Raw genomic sequence first — 19,096 nt, 5'->3', positions numbered from 1 at the left:
CATGGCCGGGCTTTGGTCCCGGCCGTCAACGTCTAGCGAGCGGCAATATGCGGGTGTCGAACGGCCCGCCTCTTCGATTACAACGGTTGAAGCGTCATGCCCGCGTCAAGCGCGGGCATGACGCATTGCCGGCAGCGTAGAAGCATATCGTCATGTCCCGATCCCATCATTCCGCCGGCTCCGCGCCGTCGCAGCGCATGTTGCGCGTCGCCGAACTCGTGCGTCACGCCATGGCGCAGATGCTGTCGCGCGGCGACATCAACGATCCGGTGCTGGAAAAGCACGTCGTCACCGTCTCGCGCGTGAAGATGAGCCCCGACCTAAAGCTCGCGACGGTCTATGTCATGCCGCTCGGCGGCAAGGACGAACCGGAGGTCATCGCCGCGCTGGACCGCCACAGGAAATTCCTTCGCGGCGAGATAGCCCATGAAGTGAATCTCAAATTCGCCCCGGACATCCGTTTCCGCATCGACGACAGTTTCGACACGGTCTCGCGCATCGACGCGATCCTCAATTCCGAGCGTGTGAAGCGCGACCTCGAAGCGTCGGACGACGCCGAAGACAACGCCTGAGACATTATGAGCCAAAGAAGATCCAATCGCGCCGTCGTCGACGGCTGGGTGGTGCTCGACAAGCCTGTGGGCCTGACCTCCACGCAGGCCGTGTCCCGCCTGAAGCGCATCTACAACGCCCGGAAGGCGGGCCATGCGGGGACGCTCGATCCGCTGGCCTCGGGCATTCTCCCGGTCGCCTTCGGCGAGGCGACCAAGACCGTGCCCTTCGTGCAGGACGGCGAGAAGGCCTATCGCTTCACCGTCAAATGGGGCGCGGAGAGCAACACCGACGATTCGGACGGCGAGATCACGCACACGAGCGAGAAGCGGCCCGAGCGCGCCGAGATCGAGCGGCTGACGCCGCAGTTCATCGGGGACATTCTGCAGACGCCGCCGCAATTCTCCGCCATCAAGATCGGCGGCGAGCGCGCCTATGACCTTGCGCGCGAGGGCGAACAGGTGGAGCTGAAGGCGCGCGCGGTCACGATCCATTCCCTGGCGATCGAGGCCTGTTCGCCGGAAGAGACCGTCTTCTACATGGAATGCGGCAAGGGCGCCTATGTGCGCGCCGTCGCCCGCGACCTCGGGCGCCTCATGGGCTGCTACGGCCATGTCACGGCGCTGCGACGCACGCGGGTCGGGCCGTTCGTGGAGGAGGATTCCTACACGCTCGACGAGATCGAAAGTCAGGGCATGGCGGGCGACGCGCTGCTGTCCGTCGAGGCGGGGCTCTCGGAGCTTCCCTGCGTCGTGGTCGACCGCGACACGGCGGCGCGGTTGCGTCGGGGCGGCTCGGTGATCCTGCGCGGCCGCGACGCGCCGGCGGAGGGCGTGGTTTATGCCGCCTGCGGCGGCGTGCCGGTCGCTTTCGGCGAAGTGATAGAGGGCGCGCTGGAGCCCTCGCGCGTCTTCAATCTGCCGTTCTGATTCTTTTAATTCGGAAGCCTATCATGGCGGGGCGCGAGCGATTCGCGCCCCTAACATTTTTGGCCCCATGACCCGCCCGCCCAAAATACTCGTTTTCGACTCCGGCCTCGGCGGTCTCACGGTCTTTGCGGAGATCATCAAGCTCAGGCCGGGCGCTGTTTACGTTTATTGCGCGGACGACGCCGGCTTTCCCTATGGCAATTGGAAAGAGCCGGACCTTGTGACCCGCGTCATGCAGGTGATGGAGAAACGCATCGCCGAACATGCGCCGGACATGGTCGTCATCGCCTGCAACACGGCTTCGACCATCGTGCTGCCTTACCTGCGCGTGCATTGGCCGCAGCTTCCTTTCGTCGGCACGGTGCCGGCGATCAAGCCGGCGGCGCAGCGTTCTAAGTCGCACCTCATCTCCGTCCTCGGCACGCCGGGGACGGTGAAGCGCGACTATACGCAAAATCTCATCGCGCAATTCGCCGCCCATTGCCGCGTCACGCTGGTGGGCTCCGCCAATCTGGCGAAGCTCGCCGAAGCGCAGATGCATGGACAGGGCGTCTGCGACGAGGACATCGGCGCGGAGATCGCACCCTGTTTCGTGGAAGAGAATGGCGCGCGCACCGACGCCGTTGCGCTCGCCTGCACCCATTATCCGCTGCTCGTCGAAGAGTTCCGCCGCCTCGCCCCTTGGCCGGTCGATTGGATAGACCCAGCGCTGGCGATCGCGCGCCGTGCGGATAATTTGCTGCGCGAGAAAGGCTTCGAGGAAAATTTCAAAGGCAAGGGCCAGGCGCGCGCGGTCTTTAGCAGCGGCGCCAAGCCCGATGCGCAATTGCGCGCGACGCTGGCGCGCTACGGCCTGGTCGCCGGCTAAATGTATCGAAACCTGCCTATAACCGGGTGAACCTGTAGCGGGCCTGTTGTGTTTCTGTTACGTTCTCTCGAAATGCGAGTTCGAGCAGCGAGAAAATGCCGGGAAAAATGACCACTAAGCACCTGATTCCCGCTGACATCATGGAATTTTATGAGGTTCATGAGTGGCGAAATGCGGCAGGAGTTCTGTTTACCGCGCATCCAACGGAATGGGACGAGGTTCTCGCGGCGCTTCGAGCGTTTCGATTCAAAACGTCAGACGTGCTCGCGCCGGGTAAGAATAAATCCGAGCTCGCGAAAAGTTTCGATGCGACCCTAACTGGGAAAGGCTGGAAGGAGACCCATTTCTCGACGGCCATTAAAGTCGACGAAGAAGTAAGAGAGAGCCCGACGCATAAAGTCGACTGCTACAAAAACCGGGTCGCGCTCGAGGTGGAGTGGAATAACAAGGATCCTTTCTACGACAGAGACCTGAACAACTTTCGCTTGTTGTTCGACTTGCGCGTTATCGACGTGGGAATCATTGTCACTCGTTGCTCCGAGTTGCAGGACATTTTCAATCGCCTCGGGAAGGGTAAGAGTTACGGCAACTCCACCACACACATGAAAAAGCTGATCCCTCGCATCGAGGGTGGCGGCGGAGGAGGTTGCCCCATATTGATCTTCGGCATCACGTCGAAGCTGTACATCGAAGAAAAAGTCTGTATTCCTGCGGTTGGTGACGAGGAACCTGGAGAAGAAGCCGATGACGCCGAGTGATGATTTGCTCGATTTTGCAAAAGGAAGGCGTTTTCGTACAGTTCTTGCCGATCCTCCTTGGCAATTTCAAAACAAGACGGGGAAGGTCGCACCAGAACACAAGCGACTTAATCGCTACGGCACAATGAGCCTTCCTGACATAATGAAGCTTCCGGTTGCGCAGATTACAGCAGAACCCGCTCATCTCTACATGTGGGTGCCCAATGCGCTGCTGCCAGAAGGAATCGCGGTGCTAGACGCTTGGGGATTCAAGTACAAATCTAATATTGTTTGGCACAAGGTCAGGAAGGATGGTGGATCGGACGGCCGCGGGGTCGGATTTTATTTTCGAAACGTGACCGAGTTGATTCTGTTCGGGGTTCGCGGAAAAAATGCCAGAACTCTCGCGGCTGGGAGAACTCAGGTGAACTATCTGGGCACTCGCAAAAGAGAACATTCCAGGAAGCCAGACGAGCAATACGACCTCATCGAAAGTTGCTCGCCGGGGCCTTACCTCGAACTTTTCGCGCGTGGCACGCGTCGGAATTGGGCAACGTGGGGAAATCAGGCCGACGACGAATATCGCCCAACCTGGTCGACTTACGCAAATCATTCCCGTGCGGATGGATTGGCGCCGTTGGGCGAGTAGGCGGATACTACCGATTATCCGTGAGCGTCTCCAGAAAGGCCGTGATCGCGTCGATCTCTTTCTCCGAAAGACGCGGCTTCTCGCCCTCCTTGCGGTCGTAAGGAACTTCGTTCGTATTGACGTTCTCGCGATATTCAGCCGGCAGATCGTTGAACTTCTCGGCCTTGCCCTTCTCGCCCTTGGGATACCAGCGCGCGGGATCGGTGTCGCGCGTGGCGTAGAAGGCGACGACGTCGCGCAGCTTCGCGAAGGCGCCATTGTGCAGATAGGGGCCGGTGACGGCGACGTTGCGCAGCGTCGGCACCTTGAAGGCGCCGCAGACGCTGTTCACATCAAATCCGGCAGGGGCGAGCTTGTCCAGGCCGGGGCGCTTGCACAGGCCGAGATCGGGCGTCGTCGCCGTCGCGGCGATGGCGGCGTTCTTCGGCGCGCCCAGCGCGTCATAGGTGAAATCGGTGAAGAGCCAATCCTTCGGGTCGCGTGACTCTTCCTTCCCGACATGGCAGGCGACGCAATTACCCTTCTTCGGGTCCTTGAACAGCTCGAAACCCTTCTGCTCCTGCGCCGTCAGTTGCGCCTCGCCGCGGAGATAATCGTCGAATTTCGACGCGAAGGGATGGAAGCGGGCGCTCGATTCGAAAGCGACGACGGCTTGCGCCAGCTTCTCGAAAGCCTTGTCGGGATCGTCGAAAATCTTGTCGCCGTAAACTTCCTTGGCAAGCGCGGCGTATGCGCCCGTGCGGATCGCCTCCACCGCAAAGCGCTTGGAGGGGGCGTTCATTTCGAGCGGATCGAGAAGCGGCCCCTCGAATTGCGCGAGAAGATCGCTCGCCCGTCCATCGAGGAATTGCCCGCCCGCCGGAACCTTCTCGACTTTGCCCGTCTCCTCGTCCTTGTCGTCGACGAAGCCGAAGGGCGGCGCGAAGGAGGCGTACATGATGGTGGGCGTGTTGCGCTTGCCGAGCGAGTCCGGCTTGGAGCCGCGCGCCACGGCGGGAACGGGCGAGCCGTTCACGCCCTGGAAGGCGGCCGCCGCGTCATGGCAGGAGGCGCAGGAGACGCCCGCCGGGCGCGAGAGATTCGCATCCTCGAAGATGCGCTTGCCGAGCCGCTCCAGCTGGGTCAGTCCGGCCTCGTCGGCGGCCTGTCGCGGCCCGGCGTCCAGCGCCCCGGCGCCCGAAGGCGAGAGCGACGCCAGGGCCGCGATCAGCGCGACGCGCAGAGTGGCGCGCAGATTGGAAAGTCGGGAAAGCATCGCCGCTCGCTTCTGACAGTGTTTCACTGGAGTCTAGAAAGCGCGTATGCGGCGCGTCAATTTGGATAGCTTGGATTCGTTCCAGGCAAGCCTGCGCCCAGTCGTCGCGCCCACGCGCCGGCGCATGGCGCGTCGGGCGCCGCCGCCCATCATCGCCCGGAATGAAAGGGGCGCGTCAACAGATCGCCGCTGGAACGGCGCATGACTACTGGCTAAAATACGGATCGAAGTAAAAAGGGGCGGCCGGCGTCCGGCCGCCCGCGTCGTTACTGGAGCGTATTCAGCCAGTCGTCGACATTGCGCTTCGCCTGGTCCTTGCCGATCCCGTATTTCTCCTGGATCTTGCCTTCGAACTGCTCGCGGCTGCCTTCCATCTTGTCGATTTCGTCGTCCGTGAGCTCGCCCCATTTCTCCTTGATTTTACCCTTGAACTGCTTCCAGTTTCCTTCGACGCGGTTCCAATCCATCATGATCGGTCTCCTCACGAGATGGGTCGCGCCCCGGCTGGGGCGCGGGGCGGGGCAAAATGAAGAGCCCGCCCCGGTGAGCCCAAAACGCGACGTTCGTTCCGGTGTTCCGGCGCGAGCGGGGCTTAAGGGGCGAATAACCGCCACAATTTATGGTTTTGATTCGGTGGAGGGCCGCCGGGGAGGAACCCGGCGAGCGGCTGGCCGCGACTTTTTCCCGCCGACTCCGGCGGTCCACGACACGCAAGTGGGCAGGCATGAACACGCAAGACGACAAGGAACTCATGGCGGCTTTCGCCGAGTTCAAGGAGCTTTTGAAGCGCGACGCGGAGCCGCCGACCGACGCCAGGGCGCCGGCGGTGACGCTGGAGCCGCAGTTCGGCGCGGCGCCGGGGGCGGAGTCCGCGCCGCCTTTCCCGGCGCTCGACGCCGGCCCCGCCGATTATGGTCCGCCGCCAATTACGCAAATATCGGAGGCGCCGTCCGACTGGGCGCCGTCCTCGGGCGAGGACCCGCTCTTCGCGGCCCGCCAGACGATCGCCAACAACCGCAATCGCGGCGACGGGGGCCGTCGGAAGCTGATCTATCTCTCGGTCGGCATCGTCGCCGTCGGCCTTGCGAGCCTTGGCTGGACGCTCGCCAAATGGCGCGCCCCCGCCGAGGACCCCGCCATCGCCGACCTCGAGCCGCCAGCCGAGCCGGAGACGGGGCCGCCCGCCGATCAGGCCGCGCTCGACGCGCCGGCCGCCGACGCCGCCAAGGAGCCCGAGGCGCCTGCGGCCGAGGGCGAGGGCGCGCCGCCGCAAAGCGCCGAATTGACTCCGCCCCCGGCGGAGGTTCCGGCGGCGGACGCCGCGTCCGCGCCCGCGCCGGAGGCCGTCGCTCCGGCGCCGGAATCCGTCGCGCCGCTGCCGGCGGTTCCCGTCGCCCCTGCCGCGTCGGCCCCTGCCGCGTCGGCCCCTGCCGCGTCGGCCCCGGTCGCGGCGGCGCCCAAGCCTGTCCCCGCAAAGCCGGTAGCGCCTGCTCCGGTTGCGCGCGCCGTCGGGCCCATGGGGCCGGCGCCCGGCGCGGCCGTCGCGCCGGTTCCGGCCGAGCCGGCAGGCGCCGTCGCCAAGCTGACTCCGCCGGCTGCGCCCGCCAACCGCTTCACGCCGCCGCCGCCAGAGCCCTCAGCCGCCGCCGAGCCGGCCAATACCGAGCCGAAGCCGGCCGCCGCCAAGCCGGCGAAGCCGAAGCCAAAGCAGGCCGCCGCCAAGAAGCCGAAGACGCGCGGCGCGCCGCCGGCGCCGGCGCCGGAAGCCGCCGCCGCCCCGGAGCCGATTTCGGCCCCGCCGCCCCCATCGCCGCCGCCGCCTCAGAATGAGGGCGGAGCCTTCGGCTATGTGAAGCGCGCGGTGAATTCGGTGGGCTCGGCGATCGGCAATATCGGCCGCAGCGTCGTCCCCTAAACGGCTTAGCCATTTGCCAAATCGACCGCTCCGTCGCAAGCTGGCGACGACGGGGCGGTTTTTCTTTGCGTCCCGTTCGCAGTCCGGGAGAGCATTCAATGGCCAAGCCTACCCAGGCCGACGCAGAAGCGGCCGTGCGCGTCCTTATCGAATGGGCGGGAGACGATCCCGATCGTGAAGGGCTCCTCGAAACGCCCGCCCGCGTCGCGCGCTCTTACAGGGAGCTTTTCGCGGGTTATGAGATCGACCCGCGCGACTATCTCAAGCGCACCTTCGAGGAGGTCGGCGGCTATGACGAACTCGTCGTGCTCAAGAATATTCGCGTGGTGAGCTTCTGCGAGCACCATATGCTGCCGGTGCTCGGCCGCGCCCATGTCGGCTATCTGCCCACGAACCGCGTCGTCGGCATCTCCAAGCTCGCCCGCGTCGTGCACGGCTTCTCGCGGCGCCTGCAAATCCAGGAGAAGCTGACGGCCGAGATCGCCGAGGCCATCCAGGACATTCTGCAGCCCCAGGGCGTCGGCGTCGTGATTGAGGCCGAGCACAATTGCATGACGCTGCGGGGCGTGAACACGCCGGGCTCCTCGCTTACGACGAGCAAGCTGCTCGGCGTGATCCGCGACGATTCGCGCACACGCGAGGAGTTTCTCGGCATGGTCAGGGGAGCTTGATTTCTCTCCTCGTCAAGACGCAGAGAGCGTCAGGGCGAGGGGCGAGGCCGCAGCGACGCGCGCCCCCGCCAGGCTGTAATTTGCGCTCACCCCAGCCCTCTCTCCGCAGGCCGGAGAGGGGGGAGATCCTCCGCCGCCTGGCCCGGAACATCTCCGCGCAAGTCGCGTTGACTCGCCACTTGTTTAAACCGTCGGAGGCGGCAATGGCCGAGGAACGTAACGTACAGCAGCGCCATAACGGGCATGGCGCGGGCGAAGCGACGGGCGCGATCGCGCAGCAGGCGCAGACCGCCGCCGAGCAGATGGGCCGGGCCGTTCAGCAGGGCGTGGGCCGCGCCAACGCCGCCCTGTCGGCCGTCTCGGAGCGCAGCGGAGAGGCCGCGCAGCGCACCGGCGAGGTTCTGGGCAATTTCCGCTCCGCGATCGAGACGTCGGCGCGTTCGCAGCCGACGACGACCGTGGCGCTCGCCGCGCTCGCCGGCTTCTTCTTCGGCGCCTTCTGGAGGATAGGCAGATAAAATCCTTCTTCCAGAAGCGCGTGGTGACGTCATGTTTGAGCCGATGATCAAAAGGGCCGAGAACGCCGTCGGCGCCACGATTACCCGTCTTTCCGGAAATGCGATGGCGGCGGTTCCGCTCGTCATCGCCTTCGGTTTCGCGCTGGCGGCCGCAGCCTATTGGGCCAATGAGGAACTGGGGCCGCTCTGGGGCAATCTGGCGATCGCGGGCGTTTTTCTCGTGCTCGCCGCGATGGTCTTCGCTTACGCTCGCCGTCGCGAAGCCGTGCAGCAGGCGCGCGCGAGCGCGGAGCTTGCGGCGCTGACCGAAGCCTCGCCTATGACCGCGATCTCGCGGGCGCTGCAGTCGTCGAACGTCTCGCAGGCTTTGCTCGATCTCGCGAAAACCGCGGCGCCCATGGCGGCGAGGAATGCGGCGCGCGCAGCCATTCGCGAGGCGCCGCGAAACTTGCCGCTGCTCATCGGGGCGGGACTGGGCCTGATGGCGGCGTCGCGTCTCGTCAACGCCTGGACGAATGGCGCGAATGGCCGGCGGCATTGAGAGAGCCTTGCGCGCCTGAATGCGCGCGGGATGGGAGCGCGAGTCTTCAGGCTCGCGTCTTCATCTCATCCGAAGAGCCAGGCGGCGAGCAGCGCGATGGCCGTGAGCCCGATCAGCAGCCGGTTATCCGAGCGCCGGCGGGTTTCGGCCATGGCGTCGACGGACGCCGACGAAAGATCGACCCCCTTATCCGCCATCTTCGAGATGCGTTCGATTGCGAGTTCCGCGTCGGCAAGCGTCTTGGGAAGATGCGTCGCGAGCTTCGCCAGCTCCATGACGCTTTTGCCGGCGTCTTCGATTTTTGCTTTCGGCCCGAGATTTTCCTCGATCCAGCCGCGCACGACCGGATCGCAGGTCTTCCAGATGTCGAGCTTGGGATCGAGGGTGCGCGCGACGCCTTCCGCCACGACCATGGTCTTTTGCAAGAGCACCAGTTCGGTGCGCGTGCGCATGTCGAAAAGCGCAGTGACCTCGAAGAGCAGCGTCAGCAGCCGCGCCATGGAAATGTCGGAGGCGTTGACCGTGTGCAGCGGCTCGCCGATGGCGCGCAGCGCCTGTGAAAATTCCTCGATCGAGTGCGTCGCCGGCACATAGCCCGCCTCGAAATGCACCTCGGCCACGCGCTTATAGTCGCGCACGATGAAGCCGTAGAGGATTTCGGCGAGGAAGCGCCGCTCCTTCGCGCCGAGTCGGCCCATTATGCCGAAGTCGATGGCGACGAGGCGGCCCTGTCTGTCGACGAAGAGATTGCCCTGATGCATGTCGGCGTGGAAGAAGCCGTCGCGCATGGCGTGCCGCAGGAAGGATTGCAGCACATGGGCGCCGAGCTTCTTGAGGTCGTGGCCTTCCATGGCGACCCGCTCGAGGTCCGAAAGCGGCGCCCCTTCGATCCATTCGAGCGTCAGCACCTCCCGGTCCGTGCGGTCCCAGTCGACATGGGGCACGCGAATGTCGGGGTCGTTCTTGACGTTCTCCGCAAATTCCGAAGCGGCGGCGGCTTCGAGACGGAAGTCCGTTTCGAGCTTCACGGTGCGGGCGAGCGTGTCGACGACCTCGATCATGCGCAGGCGCCGGGCTTCGGCGGACCAGCGCTCCGCAAGGCGCGCGACCATATACATGTCGCGCAGATCGCGGGCGAACTGACCCTCGACGCCGGGACGCAGCACCTTCACCGCGACCCTGCGCTCCCTGCCGGCATAGCGGGCCGTGGCCATGTGCACCTGCGCCACCGAGGCGGCGGCGACCGGCTCGCCAAAGCTCGTAAAGGCCTCGTCGATCTTCCTGCCGAGCGCCTTCTCGACGATCTCGACGGCTTTATCGCGCCCGAAGGGCGCCATGCGGTCCTGCAAAGCGGTGAGCGCGTCGGCGATCTCGCCGCCGACGACGTCAGGGCGCGTCGCGAGGAACTGGCCGAGCTTCACGTAAGACGGGCCGATCTGCGACAGCGCGCGCACCAGCGCTTCGCCGGCGTTCTCGCCCTTTCCCTTGGCGAAGAGATTGGCGAAGCGGACCAGCGGCGCGGCCGCGGGCGGCACGAGATTGGGGTCGAGCGTGGTGAAGACCCCTTCGCGCGCCAGAATATAGCCGGCGCGCGCCAGTCGCAGAAGATTGCCGGTTTGGAGCAGCATTCGCGGCCTTAATATTTCCAGCCGGAATGGATCGCGACGACGCCGCCGGTGAGGCGCTCATAGCCCGTGCGGCGGAAGCCCGCCTTGCGGATCATCCGCTCGAAATCGTCGGCCAGCGGGAACTGGCGGATGGATTCCACGAGATAGCGATAGGGCTCGCCGTCGCCGGCCACCAATTTGCCGACGGCGGGGATCACGTTGAAGGAATAGGCCTCGTAGATCTTGTCGAGGCCCGGCACGTTCACCTGCGAAAATTCGAGGCACAGGAAACGCCCGCCCGGCTTCAGCACGCGATGCGCCTCCTCCAGCGCCGCTTGGATCCGCGGCACGTTGCGGATGCCGAAGGCGATCGTATAGGCGTCGAAACGATTGTCCGGGAAGGGCAGGGACTCGGCGTTGGCCTGGACGAATTCGAGCTTGTCGAGGACGCCCTTCTCGCGGGCGCGGTCGCGGCCGACTTCCAGCATGTCGCCGTTGATGTCGAGCACGGTGATCTCGGCGTCCGGCGCCGACTGTCTCGCGATGCGGAAGGCCACGTCGCCCGTGCCGCCCGCGACGTCGAGATGCTTGAATTCCTTGCGGTTGCGAGCGTTGACCTTGGCTGCGAAGGTGTCCTTCCAGAGGCGATGGAGGCCGCCGGACATCAAATCGTTCATCACGTCGTAGCGGCGCGCGACCTTGTGGAACACGTCGTCCACGAGATGCTGCTTCTCCGAGAGCGGCACTTCGGAATAGCCGAAATGGGTCGAACCCTCTCGGTCGGAATGGGAATCGGTCATTGAACGCTCGTCTGACGTAAGGAGGACGGGGAGAGGGTATAGCCTTTTTCTTCCATGCCGCATAGCGGCGCGCGTCGGCGCTCGCTCGCGACATATTTCAATCTGAATCAGTTAGATAACGACATTTGGCGCCGAGCGCGGGAAGGGAGGCGGCCCGCGCGGCCGCTCGCTCGCGCGCCGGGAAACAGTCCTGAAAAATAGCGGGCGTCGCCGCCATGCTATTTTCGGCCGCCGTCGATCGCATCAAAGCGGCCGAAGTTTGGATCGAAAGGATTGAGATGAAGGGCTATCTGTACGCGGGCGTCGCGCTCTGCCTTGTCGCCTTCGCCATGAATGCGGGATGGATTCCGAGGCCGGCGTCAAACCTTGAGACGGCTGCGACTCCGGCGGCGCCTGAAAAGCCCGTTGTTTCTGATCCGACGGCGGCTTTGGAGCCCGCTTCGGCGACGGCGCCGCCCGCCGCGCCCGAACGTCAGCCAATGCCGGTCGGGATCGACGCGCCGGCTCCCGCGGCCGCGACGACAGAGGCGGACGCTTCGGCCAAGCGCGTTTTTGCGCCCGCGGCCAAACCGGATGCGCCGCCGGCCCCTCACGCCAGGCGCCGCGGCGCGCCGCATTAGCCCAGGTTTGCGCGCGGCCGGCGCGGGACGCCGCCTCTCGCGTCGCGGGCGCGGCGGCGCTAATAGTTTCCCGCCAGCGAGCGGGAAAATTTCCAGATGCCTGAACTGCCCGAAGTCGAAACCGTCCGGCGCGGCCTCGCGCCCGCGCTCGTGGGCGCGCGGATCCTGCGCGTCGAGCAGCGGCGGGGCGATCTTCGTTTTCCCTTCCCCTCCGACTTCGCCGCGCGGCTGGCGGGGAGGCGCATTCTCGCATTGCGGCGGCGCGCGAAATATCTCCTCGCCGATCTCGATGGCCGCGAGACGCTCGTCATGCATTTCGGCATGTCGGGCTCCTTTCGCGTCGATGGCGATCTTCAGGGCTTTTTCCACCATCCGCGCGACAAGAACGCGGCGCATGATCACGTTGTCCTCCACATGGAGAACGGCGCCCGCGTCACCTATAACGACCCGCGCCGTTTCGGCTTCATGCTGCTCGTTCCGACAGAGACGCTCGACGCGCACAAGCTGTTTAAAGGCCTCGGCGCCGAACCCTTGAGCGATGCGCTCGACGCGGCTTTCCTCGCCCGCGCCTTTCGCGGCCGCGCCGCTCCGGCGAAGGCGTTGCTGCTCGACCAGCGGCTCATTGCGGGCTTGGGCAACATCTATGTCTGCGAGGCGCTGCATCGCTGCGGGATCTCGCCTCTGCGGGCCGGAGGCGAGCTCATCACCGCGGCCGGAAGGCCCACGGCCGCTTTGGCGCGGCTGCCGCAAGCGATCAAGGACGTGTTGGCCGAGGCGCTCGCCGCCGGCGGCTCGTCGCTGCGGGACCATCGGCAGGCGGACGGGTCGCTGGGCTATTTCCAGCATGCCTTCCGCGTCTACGACCGCGAGGGCGCGGCCTGTCCGAGGCCCGGCTGCAAAGGGACGGTCGCGCGGGCCGTTCAGTCGGGACGCTCGACATTCTATTGCCCTGAGTGCCAGAAGTGATTTTGCGGAGCTTTTCTCTCTTTCATCCTGGGTGAGGAAGGCCTCGCTTGACCAGCCGGCGGGCCGCGTTGACCCTTGCCGGGGCAGTCCGGCCACGCCATAACCCTCCCATGTCCCCCTCATCGCCCGAACCGGCGCTCGCGGTTCACGGCCTCTCCAAAACCTATGGCAAGCGCAAGGTCGTCGGGCCGCTCGATTTCGCCTTGCCGCCTGGCAGCGTGACGGGCCTGCTCGGCGGCAATGGTGCCGGCAAGACGACGACGATCGGCATGGTCATGGGGCTCATCGAGCCGACCGAAGGCTCGATCCGCGTCTTCGGGCGCGATCTGCTCCGCGACCGCTACGCCGTGCTCGGCCGCATGAATTTCGAAAGCCCCTATGTCGATCTGCCGCACCGCCTCACCGTGCGGCAGAATCTGCGCGTGTTCGGCATGCTCTACGATGCGCCCGACGTCGATGCGAAGATCGACGAGTTGTCCTGCTCCCTCGCGCTCGGCGATTTCATCGACCGCCAGACCGGCCGGCTCTCGGCGGGGCAGAAGACGCGCGTCGCCATCGCCAAGGCGCTGATCAACGATCCGCAACTCCTGCTTCTCGACGAACCGACCGCCTCGCTCGATCCCGACACGGCGGATTGGGTGCGCGCGCGGCTCGAGGCGCATCGCGCCACGCACAACTGCGCGATCCTGCTCGCGTCCCACAATATGGGCGAGGTCGAGCGCCTCTGCGACCGCGTGCTGATGCTCAAAGAGGGCGTCGTCGCCGACGATGATTCTCCCGCCAATCTCCTCGCGCGCTACGGACGCGCCAATCTGGAGGAAGTCTTTCTCGATCTCGCGCGCGGCCGCGCGGGAGCCGCGTCTTGAGCGGCGCCTTCTCCGCCAGGCGCGTCGGCGCCATGCTATTGCGCTACAGCTATCTGCTGCGCGCGACCTATACGCGCATACTCGACATCATCTACTGGCCCTTCGTGCAGATGCTCACCTGGGGCTTTCTGCAGACCTATCTCGTGCAGGCGGGGGCGCTGCAATCGCCCGGAGGCGCGGCGCAGGCGGCGGGCACGCTCATCGGCGCAATCCTTTTGTGGGACATTCTGCTGCGCGGCCAGCAGGGCTTCTCCTTCTCCTTCATCGAGGAGATGTGGTCGCGCAATCTGCCGAACATTCTCATGAGCCCGCTGCGGCCGACGGAGTTCGTCCTGTCGCTCATTCTCATGAGTCTCATCCGCCTCGCCCTCGGCGTCGTGCCGGTGACGATTTTGGCGATCCTGTTTTTCGGCTTCAATCTCTGGGCGCTCGGCGTCGCCTTCGGCGCCTTTTTCGTCGTGCTGATGTTCTTCGCCTGGAGCATGGGGCTCTTCGTTTCGGGTCTCCTGCTGCGGCTGGGGCTCGGGGCGGAAAATCTCGTCTGGTCGCTCATGTTCTTTGTGCAACCGCTCGGCGCCGTCTATTATCCCGTCTCCACGCTGCCCGCCTGGTTGCAACCGATCTCATGGACGCTGCCGCCGACCTATGTCTTCGAGGGGCTGCGCGCCGTGCTGATCGAGCATGTCATCCGCTGGGATTTGATGGCGCAGGGCCTCGCGATCGACGTTTTCCTCTTTTCGGGGGCCTGCATCGCCTTCGGGCGCCTGCTGCAAAGCGCGCGGCGCGCCGGCACGCTGTTGCAGACAGGCGAATGATGGCGACGAAGCGCGCCGATTCGGCGCTGTGCGAATGGGGCTATTTCGAGAGCCGCGCCAAGGCGCGCGAGGCGATCGAAGCCGGCCTCGTGACGGTCGACGGCCGCGTCGTGACGAAGCCCTCGGCGCCGATCGCGGAAGGCGCGGAGATCGTCGCCGCCGCGCCCTATCCATGGGTGTCGCGCGGCGGCGTGAAGCTCGCTTACGCGCTCGACGCCTTCAATGTCGATCCCAGGGGCCGCTTCTGCCTCGATGTCGGCTCCTCCACGGGTGGTTTCACTGACGTGCTGCTGACGCGCGGCGCGCGTCATGTCGTGGCGGTGGACGTGGGCCACGGTCAGTTGCACGAGAAACTGCGCGGCGACGCGCGGGTCACGTCGATGGAAGGGCAGGACGCCCGCACATTGACGGCGGCGCAGCTCGCGCAAGCGCCGACGCTCATCGTGATGGACGCGAGTTTCATCTCGCTCTCCGCTTTGCTGCCCAATGCCGTCACGCTCGCGGCGCCGCAGGCCGAAATCGTCGCGCTCATCAAACCGCAATTCGAGGCTGGCCGAGCGGCGACGAAAAAAGGCGTGGTGCGCGACGAAAAGATTCACGCCGAGGTTTGCGGCAAGGCGCGCAGGGAGCTGGAGGCGCTGGGCTGGCGCGTCCTTGGCGTCGTCGCCTCGCCCATCGCGGGCGGCGACGGCAATCGCGAATTCCTCATTCACGCGGCGCAACCATGAAGCAACTGACCATCGAGCGCCTGGGCCATCGCGGCGAGGGAATCGCGCGAGACGACGACAGGCGCGTCTTTGTTCCCTACGCGCTGCCCGGCGAGACGGTGACGGCGGAAGTCGAGGGCGAGCAGGCGCGGCTCGTGGAGATCGTCGCGCCCTCGCCCGACCGCGTCGCGCCCATTTGTCCGCATTACGCGCATTGTGGCGGCTGCGCGGTGCAGGCCCTCGCGCCGCCCGCTTATGCGGAATGGAAGCGGGGCCTTGTCGAATCCGCGCTACGCAACGCTGGCCTGACGCTCGACGTCGCGCCGCTTGTCGACGCGCATGGGGCAGGGCGCCGGCGCGTCGCTTTCCATGCGCGCATGGAAAAAGGACGGGCCCGCGTCGGCTTCATGGCGGCGCGTTCGCATGAGATTGTCGAGATCGAGACCTGCCCGCTGCTCGCTCCGGAACTGGCCGGCGCGCTGCCGGCCGCGCGCGTCCTCGCGCAAATCCTCGCCGGGCGCGGCAAGCCGCTCGATCTCTCCTTCACCGCGACGCTGGAAGGTATGGATGTCGATCTGCGGGGGCCGGGGCCGCTCGAGGAACATGAGACGAGCGCGCTTATCAAGGCCGCGGAGGCGCATGGTCTCGCGCGGCTTTCCAATCACGGGCGCCTGTTGACGTTGCGCCGCGCGCCTTTCGTGGAGGTCGGACCGGCGCGCGTTCCGCTGCCGCCGGGGGCCTTTCTCCAAGCGACCGAGGCGGGGGAGGATGCGATTGCCGCCCGCGTGCTCGAAGCGGCGAAAAACTCAAAGCGCGTCGCGGATCTTTTCTGCGGCGTCGGCGCCTTCGCGCTGCGGCTCGCGGCGCGGGCGCCGGTTTGCGCCTATGATTCGGCGGCCGACGCGGTCGACGCCATGTTCGCGGGCGCTCGCGCCGCCGCCGGACTCAAGCCGCTCGACGGCGCGGCGCGCGACCTTTTCGCGCGCCCGCTCACGGCGCAGGAGCTCGCGCCTTTCGACGCGGTCGTCTTCGACCCGCCGCGCGCGGGCGCCCTGGCGCAGGCGAAGGAAATCGCCGGGTCCAGGGTCAGGACGGCGGTCGCCGTATCTTGCAGTGCACAAAGTTTCGCTCGGGACGCCGCAATTTTGCTCAGCGGCGGCTTTAGCGTGGGCTGCGTCGTTCCTATTGACCAGTTTCGGCACGCTCCCCATGTCGAAATTGTTGCGGTTTTTTCGCGCGGGGACGGCCGGAAGCGGCCAAAACGGGGTCTTCTAGGGTGAATCACTTAATTTTTAGGTAACGTTCCTGTGACGAGAATGTCTCAACGGAGGGGAAACAGACTGATTTGACAGGGCCAACAGCAAAGCCGGTTGCCACGCAAAAAAACCAGGCATAGGATTTGCTCGATGGTCCGGTGCAGGCGGGAATCGGCTGATTCCCCGAACTGGAAGGAGATGGGTCATGATGAATGCGCTAATCGCCGCAGCATTGTGCAGTGTCGTCCTCGCAAGCGCGCCTGCGGCCGCGCGCGCTTACGTCTACGCCCGCAAGAGGGACGCCCGCGCTCATCGCCGCCGCAATTATTACTGATGCACCGAGGCCGTTGGCCGACTGAACGAGGGCGCTTTCTCTGTCTCGGAGTGCTTGGCTCGATGCGCCCGATCTCTGCGATCGCCTGAAGGCGATCGTCGGAGCTTCCGCCGTGGTGACTGATACGGCGGAGATGGACGCCTACCTGTCCGAACCGCGCGACCTTTATCGCGGCCGCGCTCAGTGCGTGGTCAAACCCAGGGACGCAGGCGAAGTCGCGAATGTCCTTGCGCTGTGCGACGCGCATGGCGTCTCCGTTGTGCCGCAGGGCGGCAATACGGGTCTCGTCGGCGGCCAGACGCCGGACGCGACCGGCCGGCAAATCCTGCTTTCCCTGCAAAAACTCGATCGCATTCGCGAGGTCGATCCGGCTTCCGACGCCATGACGCTCGAAGCGGGCGTGACGCTCGCGCGCGCGCAGGAGATCGCGCAGTCGGTCGACCGCTATTTCCCGCTGTCGCTCGCCTCCGAAGGCAGTTGCACGATCGGCGGCAATCTCGCGACAAACGCCGGCGGCGTGCATGTGCTGGCTTACGGCGCGGCGCGCGACCTTGCGCTGGGTCTCGAAGTCGCGCTCGCCGACGGGCGGCTGCTCTCGACGCTCGGCAAGCTGCGAAAGGACAATACGGGCTATAATCTCACCCAGCTCTTCATCGGTTCGGAAGGCACGCTGGGCGTCATCACGGCCGCGACGCTGAAGCTCTTTCCGCGCCCGCGCTCGCGCGCCGTGGCCTTTCTCGGCCTCGACGACCCGGCGCGGGCGCTGGCTCTGCTCAATTTCGTGAAGGAACATGCGGGGCCGGGCCTTCAGGCCTTCGAACTCGCGCCGCGCATCGGACTCGAACTCGTATTGCGCCACATAGCCGGCGCGCGCGATCCGTTCGGCGCGGTTCATCCCTGGTATGCGCTGGTCGAGATCGCCGGTTTTGCCGAGGGCGAGGCGGAGCGCGTCGCCGGCGCGACTTTTTCGCAGGCGCTGGATTCGGGCCTTGTCCGCGACGCGACGCTGGCTCATTCGCTGGAACAGGCCGAGAATCTGTGGCGCCTGCGCGAGAGTCTCTCAGAGGCGCAAAAGCGCGAGGGCGGCTCCATCAAGCATGACATCTCCGTGCCGATCGAGCGGATTCCCGATTTCATCGCGGAGGCCGGCGCGCGCGTCGCGGCGCATTTTCCGTCGGCGCGGCCCGTGCCGTTCGGCCATATGGGCGACGGCAATCTGCACTACAACGTCTCGCAGCCCGTCGGCGCCGACAAGGCGGAATTCCTCGCGCGCTGGGGCGAGATGAACGAGATCGTCCATGGCCTCGTGCATGAATATGGCGGCTCGATATCCGCCGAGCACGGCGTCGGCCGGTTGAAACGCGACCTGCTCGCGCAGGTGAAGGACCCCGTGGCCCTCGACGTGATGCGCGCGCTGAAGAAGACGCTCGATCCGAAAGGGGTGCTCAATCCCGGGAAACTGCTATAGGGCGATTCAGCGCGCGGCTCGCGATTCGGTCAAAAGCAGCGCGATCTAGGCGATCTCCGCATAGATCGGGTCGATCTTCGCCCCGCGATTGAGGCCTCTGCGAATGGCGATCTCCAGCCCCTCGGCGCGCGCCTCGGCCTCCGCCCGCGCGACAATGGCCCGCGCCGCCGACTCGCTCTCGACGAAGGCGAAGCCGGTCGGCCCCCATGAGGTCTGTCCTCCGCCCGTTGCGCCCTCCCGGATGAGGCGGCCGACCACGGCCTCGACCCTGGCGCTGGCGAAGCGGCGTCCGCCCTGGGCGGGGGCGAAATAGTCGCCGACGATTTCCTGTATGCGTCCGATCGCGGCGCCGAAGGCGGCGAGGTCGCGCTCCGCCAGAGCCGGGAGCGCCTGCATCAGCACCAGCCGGCAAAGCTCGCCGCTCTCCGCGTCGCTCGACGGCGGAAGGGCGACGAAGGCCTCCTTCTCGTCGGCGCCGTGCAGTCCCACGGCGGTCGGGTCCGACACAACCAGGGCGCGCCACTCTTCCGGAAATTCCGCCCGCGCAATGACCGGGGGCGTGCGCGTGCCCGGCCCCCGCCCGCCGTCGACCACGAGGCCGCCGGTGACGAAAAGCCCGGCCCCGAGGCCGGAGCGCGCGCCGCGCGACATGAGGGCGGCGTCGGCGGCGGCGTCAAGCGGCAAATCCTCAAGCCGCCGCAGCGCGGCGGCGGCGGCGAGCGCGAGTTGCGTGCCCGAGCCGAAACCGGAATGAGCGGGAATGGCCTCATGGATGGTCAGCGCATGGGCGGACTCCGGCGCGAGCGCCGCCCGCGCTTTTTTGAGCAGCGCGGCGCCGCGATCGCTTTCCGGCCCCTCGACCGTGTCCGCCGCCGCCCGGGTCAGCGTGATCCGCGTGGCCGGCGCGTCGAGCGACAGACCCAGGCCGCCGAATTTGCGTCCGAGGGCGCCGTTCATGTCGAGAAATCCGAGATGCAGCCGCGCCGTCGCCGCCACGCTCACTTTGGCCGCCATATCGCTCC

At 66.0% G+C, this 19,096-nt stretch carries 22 protein-coding genes; 17 read left to right on the top strand and 5 right to left on the bottom strand.

Annotated elements, in window-relative coordinates; genetic code table 11:
• Positions 1-152: 152 nt before the first annotated feature.
• The 5 genes from rbfA to ACNHKD_RS18615 all read left to right on the top strand — a co-directional run bounded on the left by rbfA (position 153) and on the right by ACNHKD_RS18615 (position 3,735).
• Entirely contained in the window at positions 153-572 is a 420-nt protein-coding gene (gene rbfA, locus ACNHKD_RS18635; RefSeq protein WP_442754970.1) for a 30S ribosome-binding factor RbfA, read from the top strand.
• A 6-nt stretch (positions 573-578) separates the two neighbouring features.
• Entirely contained in the window at positions 579-1,481 is a 903-nt protein-coding gene (gene truB / locus ACNHKD_RS18630) for a tRNA pseudouridine(55) synthase TruB (protein ID WP_442754969.1), read from the top strand.
• Positions 1,482-1,548: 67 nt separating this feature from the next.
• Positions 1,549-2,349, top strand: coding sequence for a glutamate racemase (gene murI / locus ACNHKD_RS18625; RefSeq protein ID WP_442754968.1), 801 nt, complete (start codon positions 1,549-1,551; stop codon positions 2,347-2,349).
• 107 nt (positions 2,350-2,456) lie between these two features.
• Complete coding sequence (locus ACNHKD_RS18620; RefSeq protein WP_442754967.1) at positions 2,457-3,107, top strand: BglII/BstYI family type II restriction endonuclease; 651 nt, start codon at positions 2,457-2,459, stop codon at positions 3,105-3,107.
• Complete coding sequence (locus ACNHKD_RS18615) at positions 3,094-3,735, top strand: MT-A70 family methyltransferase (protein ID WP_442754966.1); 642 nt, start codon at positions 3,094-3,096, stop codon at positions 3,733-3,735. Before ACNHKD_RS18620 ends, ACNHKD_RS18615 begins: the two co-directional genes overlap by 14 nt.
• Positions 3,736-3,742: 7 nt before the next feature.
• Here ACNHKD_RS18615 and ACNHKD_RS18610 read toward each other — a convergent pair whose 3' ends face one another.
• The gene (locus tag ACNHKD_RS18610; RefSeq protein ID WP_442754965.1) at positions 3,743-4,990 is read right to left on the bottom strand and encodes a cytochrome-c peroxidase; all 1,248 of its coding nucleotides are present in this window, start codon (positions 4,988-4,990) and stop codon (positions 3,743-3,745) included.
• A gap of 266 nt (positions 4,991-5,256) precedes the next feature.
• Positions 5,257-5,457 (bottom strand): CsbD family protein, encoded by a 201-nt coding sequence (locus tag ACNHKD_RS18605; protein WP_442756940.1) that lies wholly within the window; start codon positions 5,455-5,457, stop codon positions 5,257-5,259.
• A gap of 257 nt (positions 5,458-5,714) precedes the next feature.
• On the opposite strand from ACNHKD_RS18605, the gene ACNHKD_RS18600 reads away from it, so the two are divergent.
• From ACNHKD_RS18600 to ACNHKD_RS18585, 4 genes are all read left to right on the top strand, one after another.
• Positions 5,715-6,905 (top strand): hypothetical protein, encoded by a 1,191-nt coding sequence (locus ACNHKD_RS18600; RefSeq protein WP_442754964.1) that lies wholly within the window; start codon positions 5,715-5,717, stop codon positions 6,903-6,905.
• A gap of 98 nt (positions 6,906-7,003) precedes the next feature.
• Positions 7,004-7,576, top strand: coding sequence for a GTP cyclohydrolase I FolE (gene folE, locus ACNHKD_RS18595; protein ID WP_442754963.1), 573 nt, complete (start codon positions 7,004-7,006; stop codon positions 7,574-7,576).
• Positions 7,577-7,779: 203 nt separating this feature from the next.
• Positions 7,780-8,094, top strand: a complete 315-nt coding sequence (locus ACNHKD_RS18590) for a hypothetical protein (RefSeq protein ID WP_442754962.1) — start codon at positions 7,780-7,782, stop codon at positions 8,092-8,094.
• Positions 8,095-8,137: 43 nt separating this feature from the next.
• Positions 8,138-8,635 carry a hypothetical protein gene (locus ACNHKD_RS18585; RefSeq protein WP_442754961.1) on the top strand — a complete coding sequence of 166 codons (498 nt, stop codon included), beginning with the start codon at positions 8,138-8,140 and terminating at the stop codon, positions 8,633-8,635.
• 65 nt (positions 8,636-8,700) lie between these two features.
• Here the strand turns inward: ACNHKD_RS18585 and ubiB are convergent, their stop codons facing one another.
• Together ubiB and ubiE are read right to left on the bottom strand one after the other, a co-directional pair.
• On the bottom strand, positions 8,701-10,263 hold the full coding sequence (ubiB, locus tag ACNHKD_RS18580; protein WP_442754960.1) for a 2-polyprenylphenol 6-hydroxylase: 1,563 nt from the start codon (positions 10,261-10,263) through the stop codon (positions 8,701-8,703).
• 8 nt (positions 10,264-10,271) lie between these two features.
• Positions 10,272-11,042 carry a bifunctional demethylmenaquinone methyltransferase/2-methoxy-6-polyprenyl-1,4-benzoquinol methylase UbiE gene (ubiE, locus tag ACNHKD_RS18575; RefSeq protein WP_442754959.1) on the bottom strand — a complete coding sequence of 257 codons (771 nt, stop codon included), beginning with the start codon at positions 11,040-11,042 and terminating at the stop codon, positions 10,272-10,274.
• A gap of 215 nt (positions 11,043-11,257) precedes the next feature.
• On the opposite strand from ubiE, the gene ACNHKD_RS18570 reads away from it, so the two are divergent.
• The 8 genes from ACNHKD_RS18570 to ACNHKD_RS18535 all read left to right on the top strand — a co-directional run bounded on the left by ACNHKD_RS18570 (position 11,258) and on the right by ACNHKD_RS18535 (position 18,074).
• Positions 11,258-11,662: a hypothetical protein gene (locus tag ACNHKD_RS18570; protein ID WP_442754958.1), complete on the top strand. Its 405-nt coding sequence runs from the start codon at positions 11,258-11,260 to the stop codon at positions 11,660-11,662.
• Between the two features lie 96 nt (positions 11,663-11,758).
• Entirely contained in the window at positions 11,759-12,628 is an 870-nt protein-coding gene (gene mutM / locus ACNHKD_RS18565; protein WP_442754957.1) for a bifunctional DNA-formamidopyrimidine glycosylase/DNA-(apurinic or apyrimidinic site) lyase, read from the top strand.
• Positions 12,629-12,738: 110 nt separating this feature from the next.
• Positions 12,739-13,494: an ABC transporter ATP-binding protein gene (locus tag ACNHKD_RS18560; protein WP_442754956.1), complete on the top strand. Its 756-nt coding sequence runs from the start codon at positions 12,739-12,741 to the stop codon at positions 13,492-13,494.
• 32 nt (positions 13,495-13,526) lie between these two features.
• Positions 13,527-14,309 (top strand): ABC transporter permease, encoded by a 783-nt coding sequence (locus tag ACNHKD_RS18555; protein ID WP_442756939.1) that lies wholly within the window; start codon positions 13,527-13,529, stop codon positions 14,307-14,309.
• Positions 14,309-15,037, top strand: coding sequence for a TlyA family RNA methyltransferase (locus ACNHKD_RS18550; RefSeq protein ID WP_442756938.1), 729 nt, complete (start codon positions 14,309-14,311; stop codon positions 15,035-15,037). The genes ACNHKD_RS18555 and ACNHKD_RS18550 overlap by 1 nt, the downstream gene beginning before the upstream one ends.
• A complete protein-coding gene (locus ACNHKD_RS18545; RefSeq protein ID WP_442754955.1) occupies positions 15,034-16,296 on the top strand; it encodes a class I SAM-dependent RNA methyltransferase in 1,263 nt (420 codons plus the stop codon). The genes ACNHKD_RS18550 and ACNHKD_RS18545 overlap by 4 nt, the downstream gene beginning before the upstream one ends.
• 181 nt (positions 16,297-16,477) lie before the next feature.
• Positions 16,478-16,606 (top strand): hypothetical protein, encoded by a 129-nt coding sequence (locus ACNHKD_RS18540; protein WP_442754954.1) that lies wholly within the window; start codon positions 16,478-16,480, stop codon positions 16,604-16,606.
• A 115-nt stretch (positions 16,607-16,721) separates the two neighbouring features.
• A complete protein-coding gene (locus ACNHKD_RS18535; protein WP_442756937.1) occupies positions 16,722-18,074 on the top strand; it encodes an FAD-binding oxidoreductase in 1,353 nt (450 codons plus the stop codon).
• 45 nt (positions 18,075-18,119) lie between these two features.
• Here the strand turns inward: ACNHKD_RS18535 and ACNHKD_RS18530 are convergent, their stop codons facing one another.
• On the bottom strand, positions 18,120-19,088 hold the full coding sequence (locus ACNHKD_RS18530; RefSeq protein WP_442754953.1) for a beta-ribofuranosylaminobenzene 5'-phosphate synthase family protein: 969 nt from the start codon (positions 19,086-19,088) through the stop codon (positions 18,120-18,122).
• Between the last annotated feature and the right edge of the window lie 8 nt (positions 19,089-19,096).

This window comes from Methylocystis sp. JAN1, from assembly GCF_052186135.1.
Lineage (GTDB): Bacteria > Pseudomonadota > Alphaproteobacteria > Rhizobiales > Beijerinckiaceae > Methylocystis.
The sequence above is the reverse complement of the archived record's forward strand: the minus strand, read 5'-3'. Positions and strand labels throughout refer to the sequence as shown.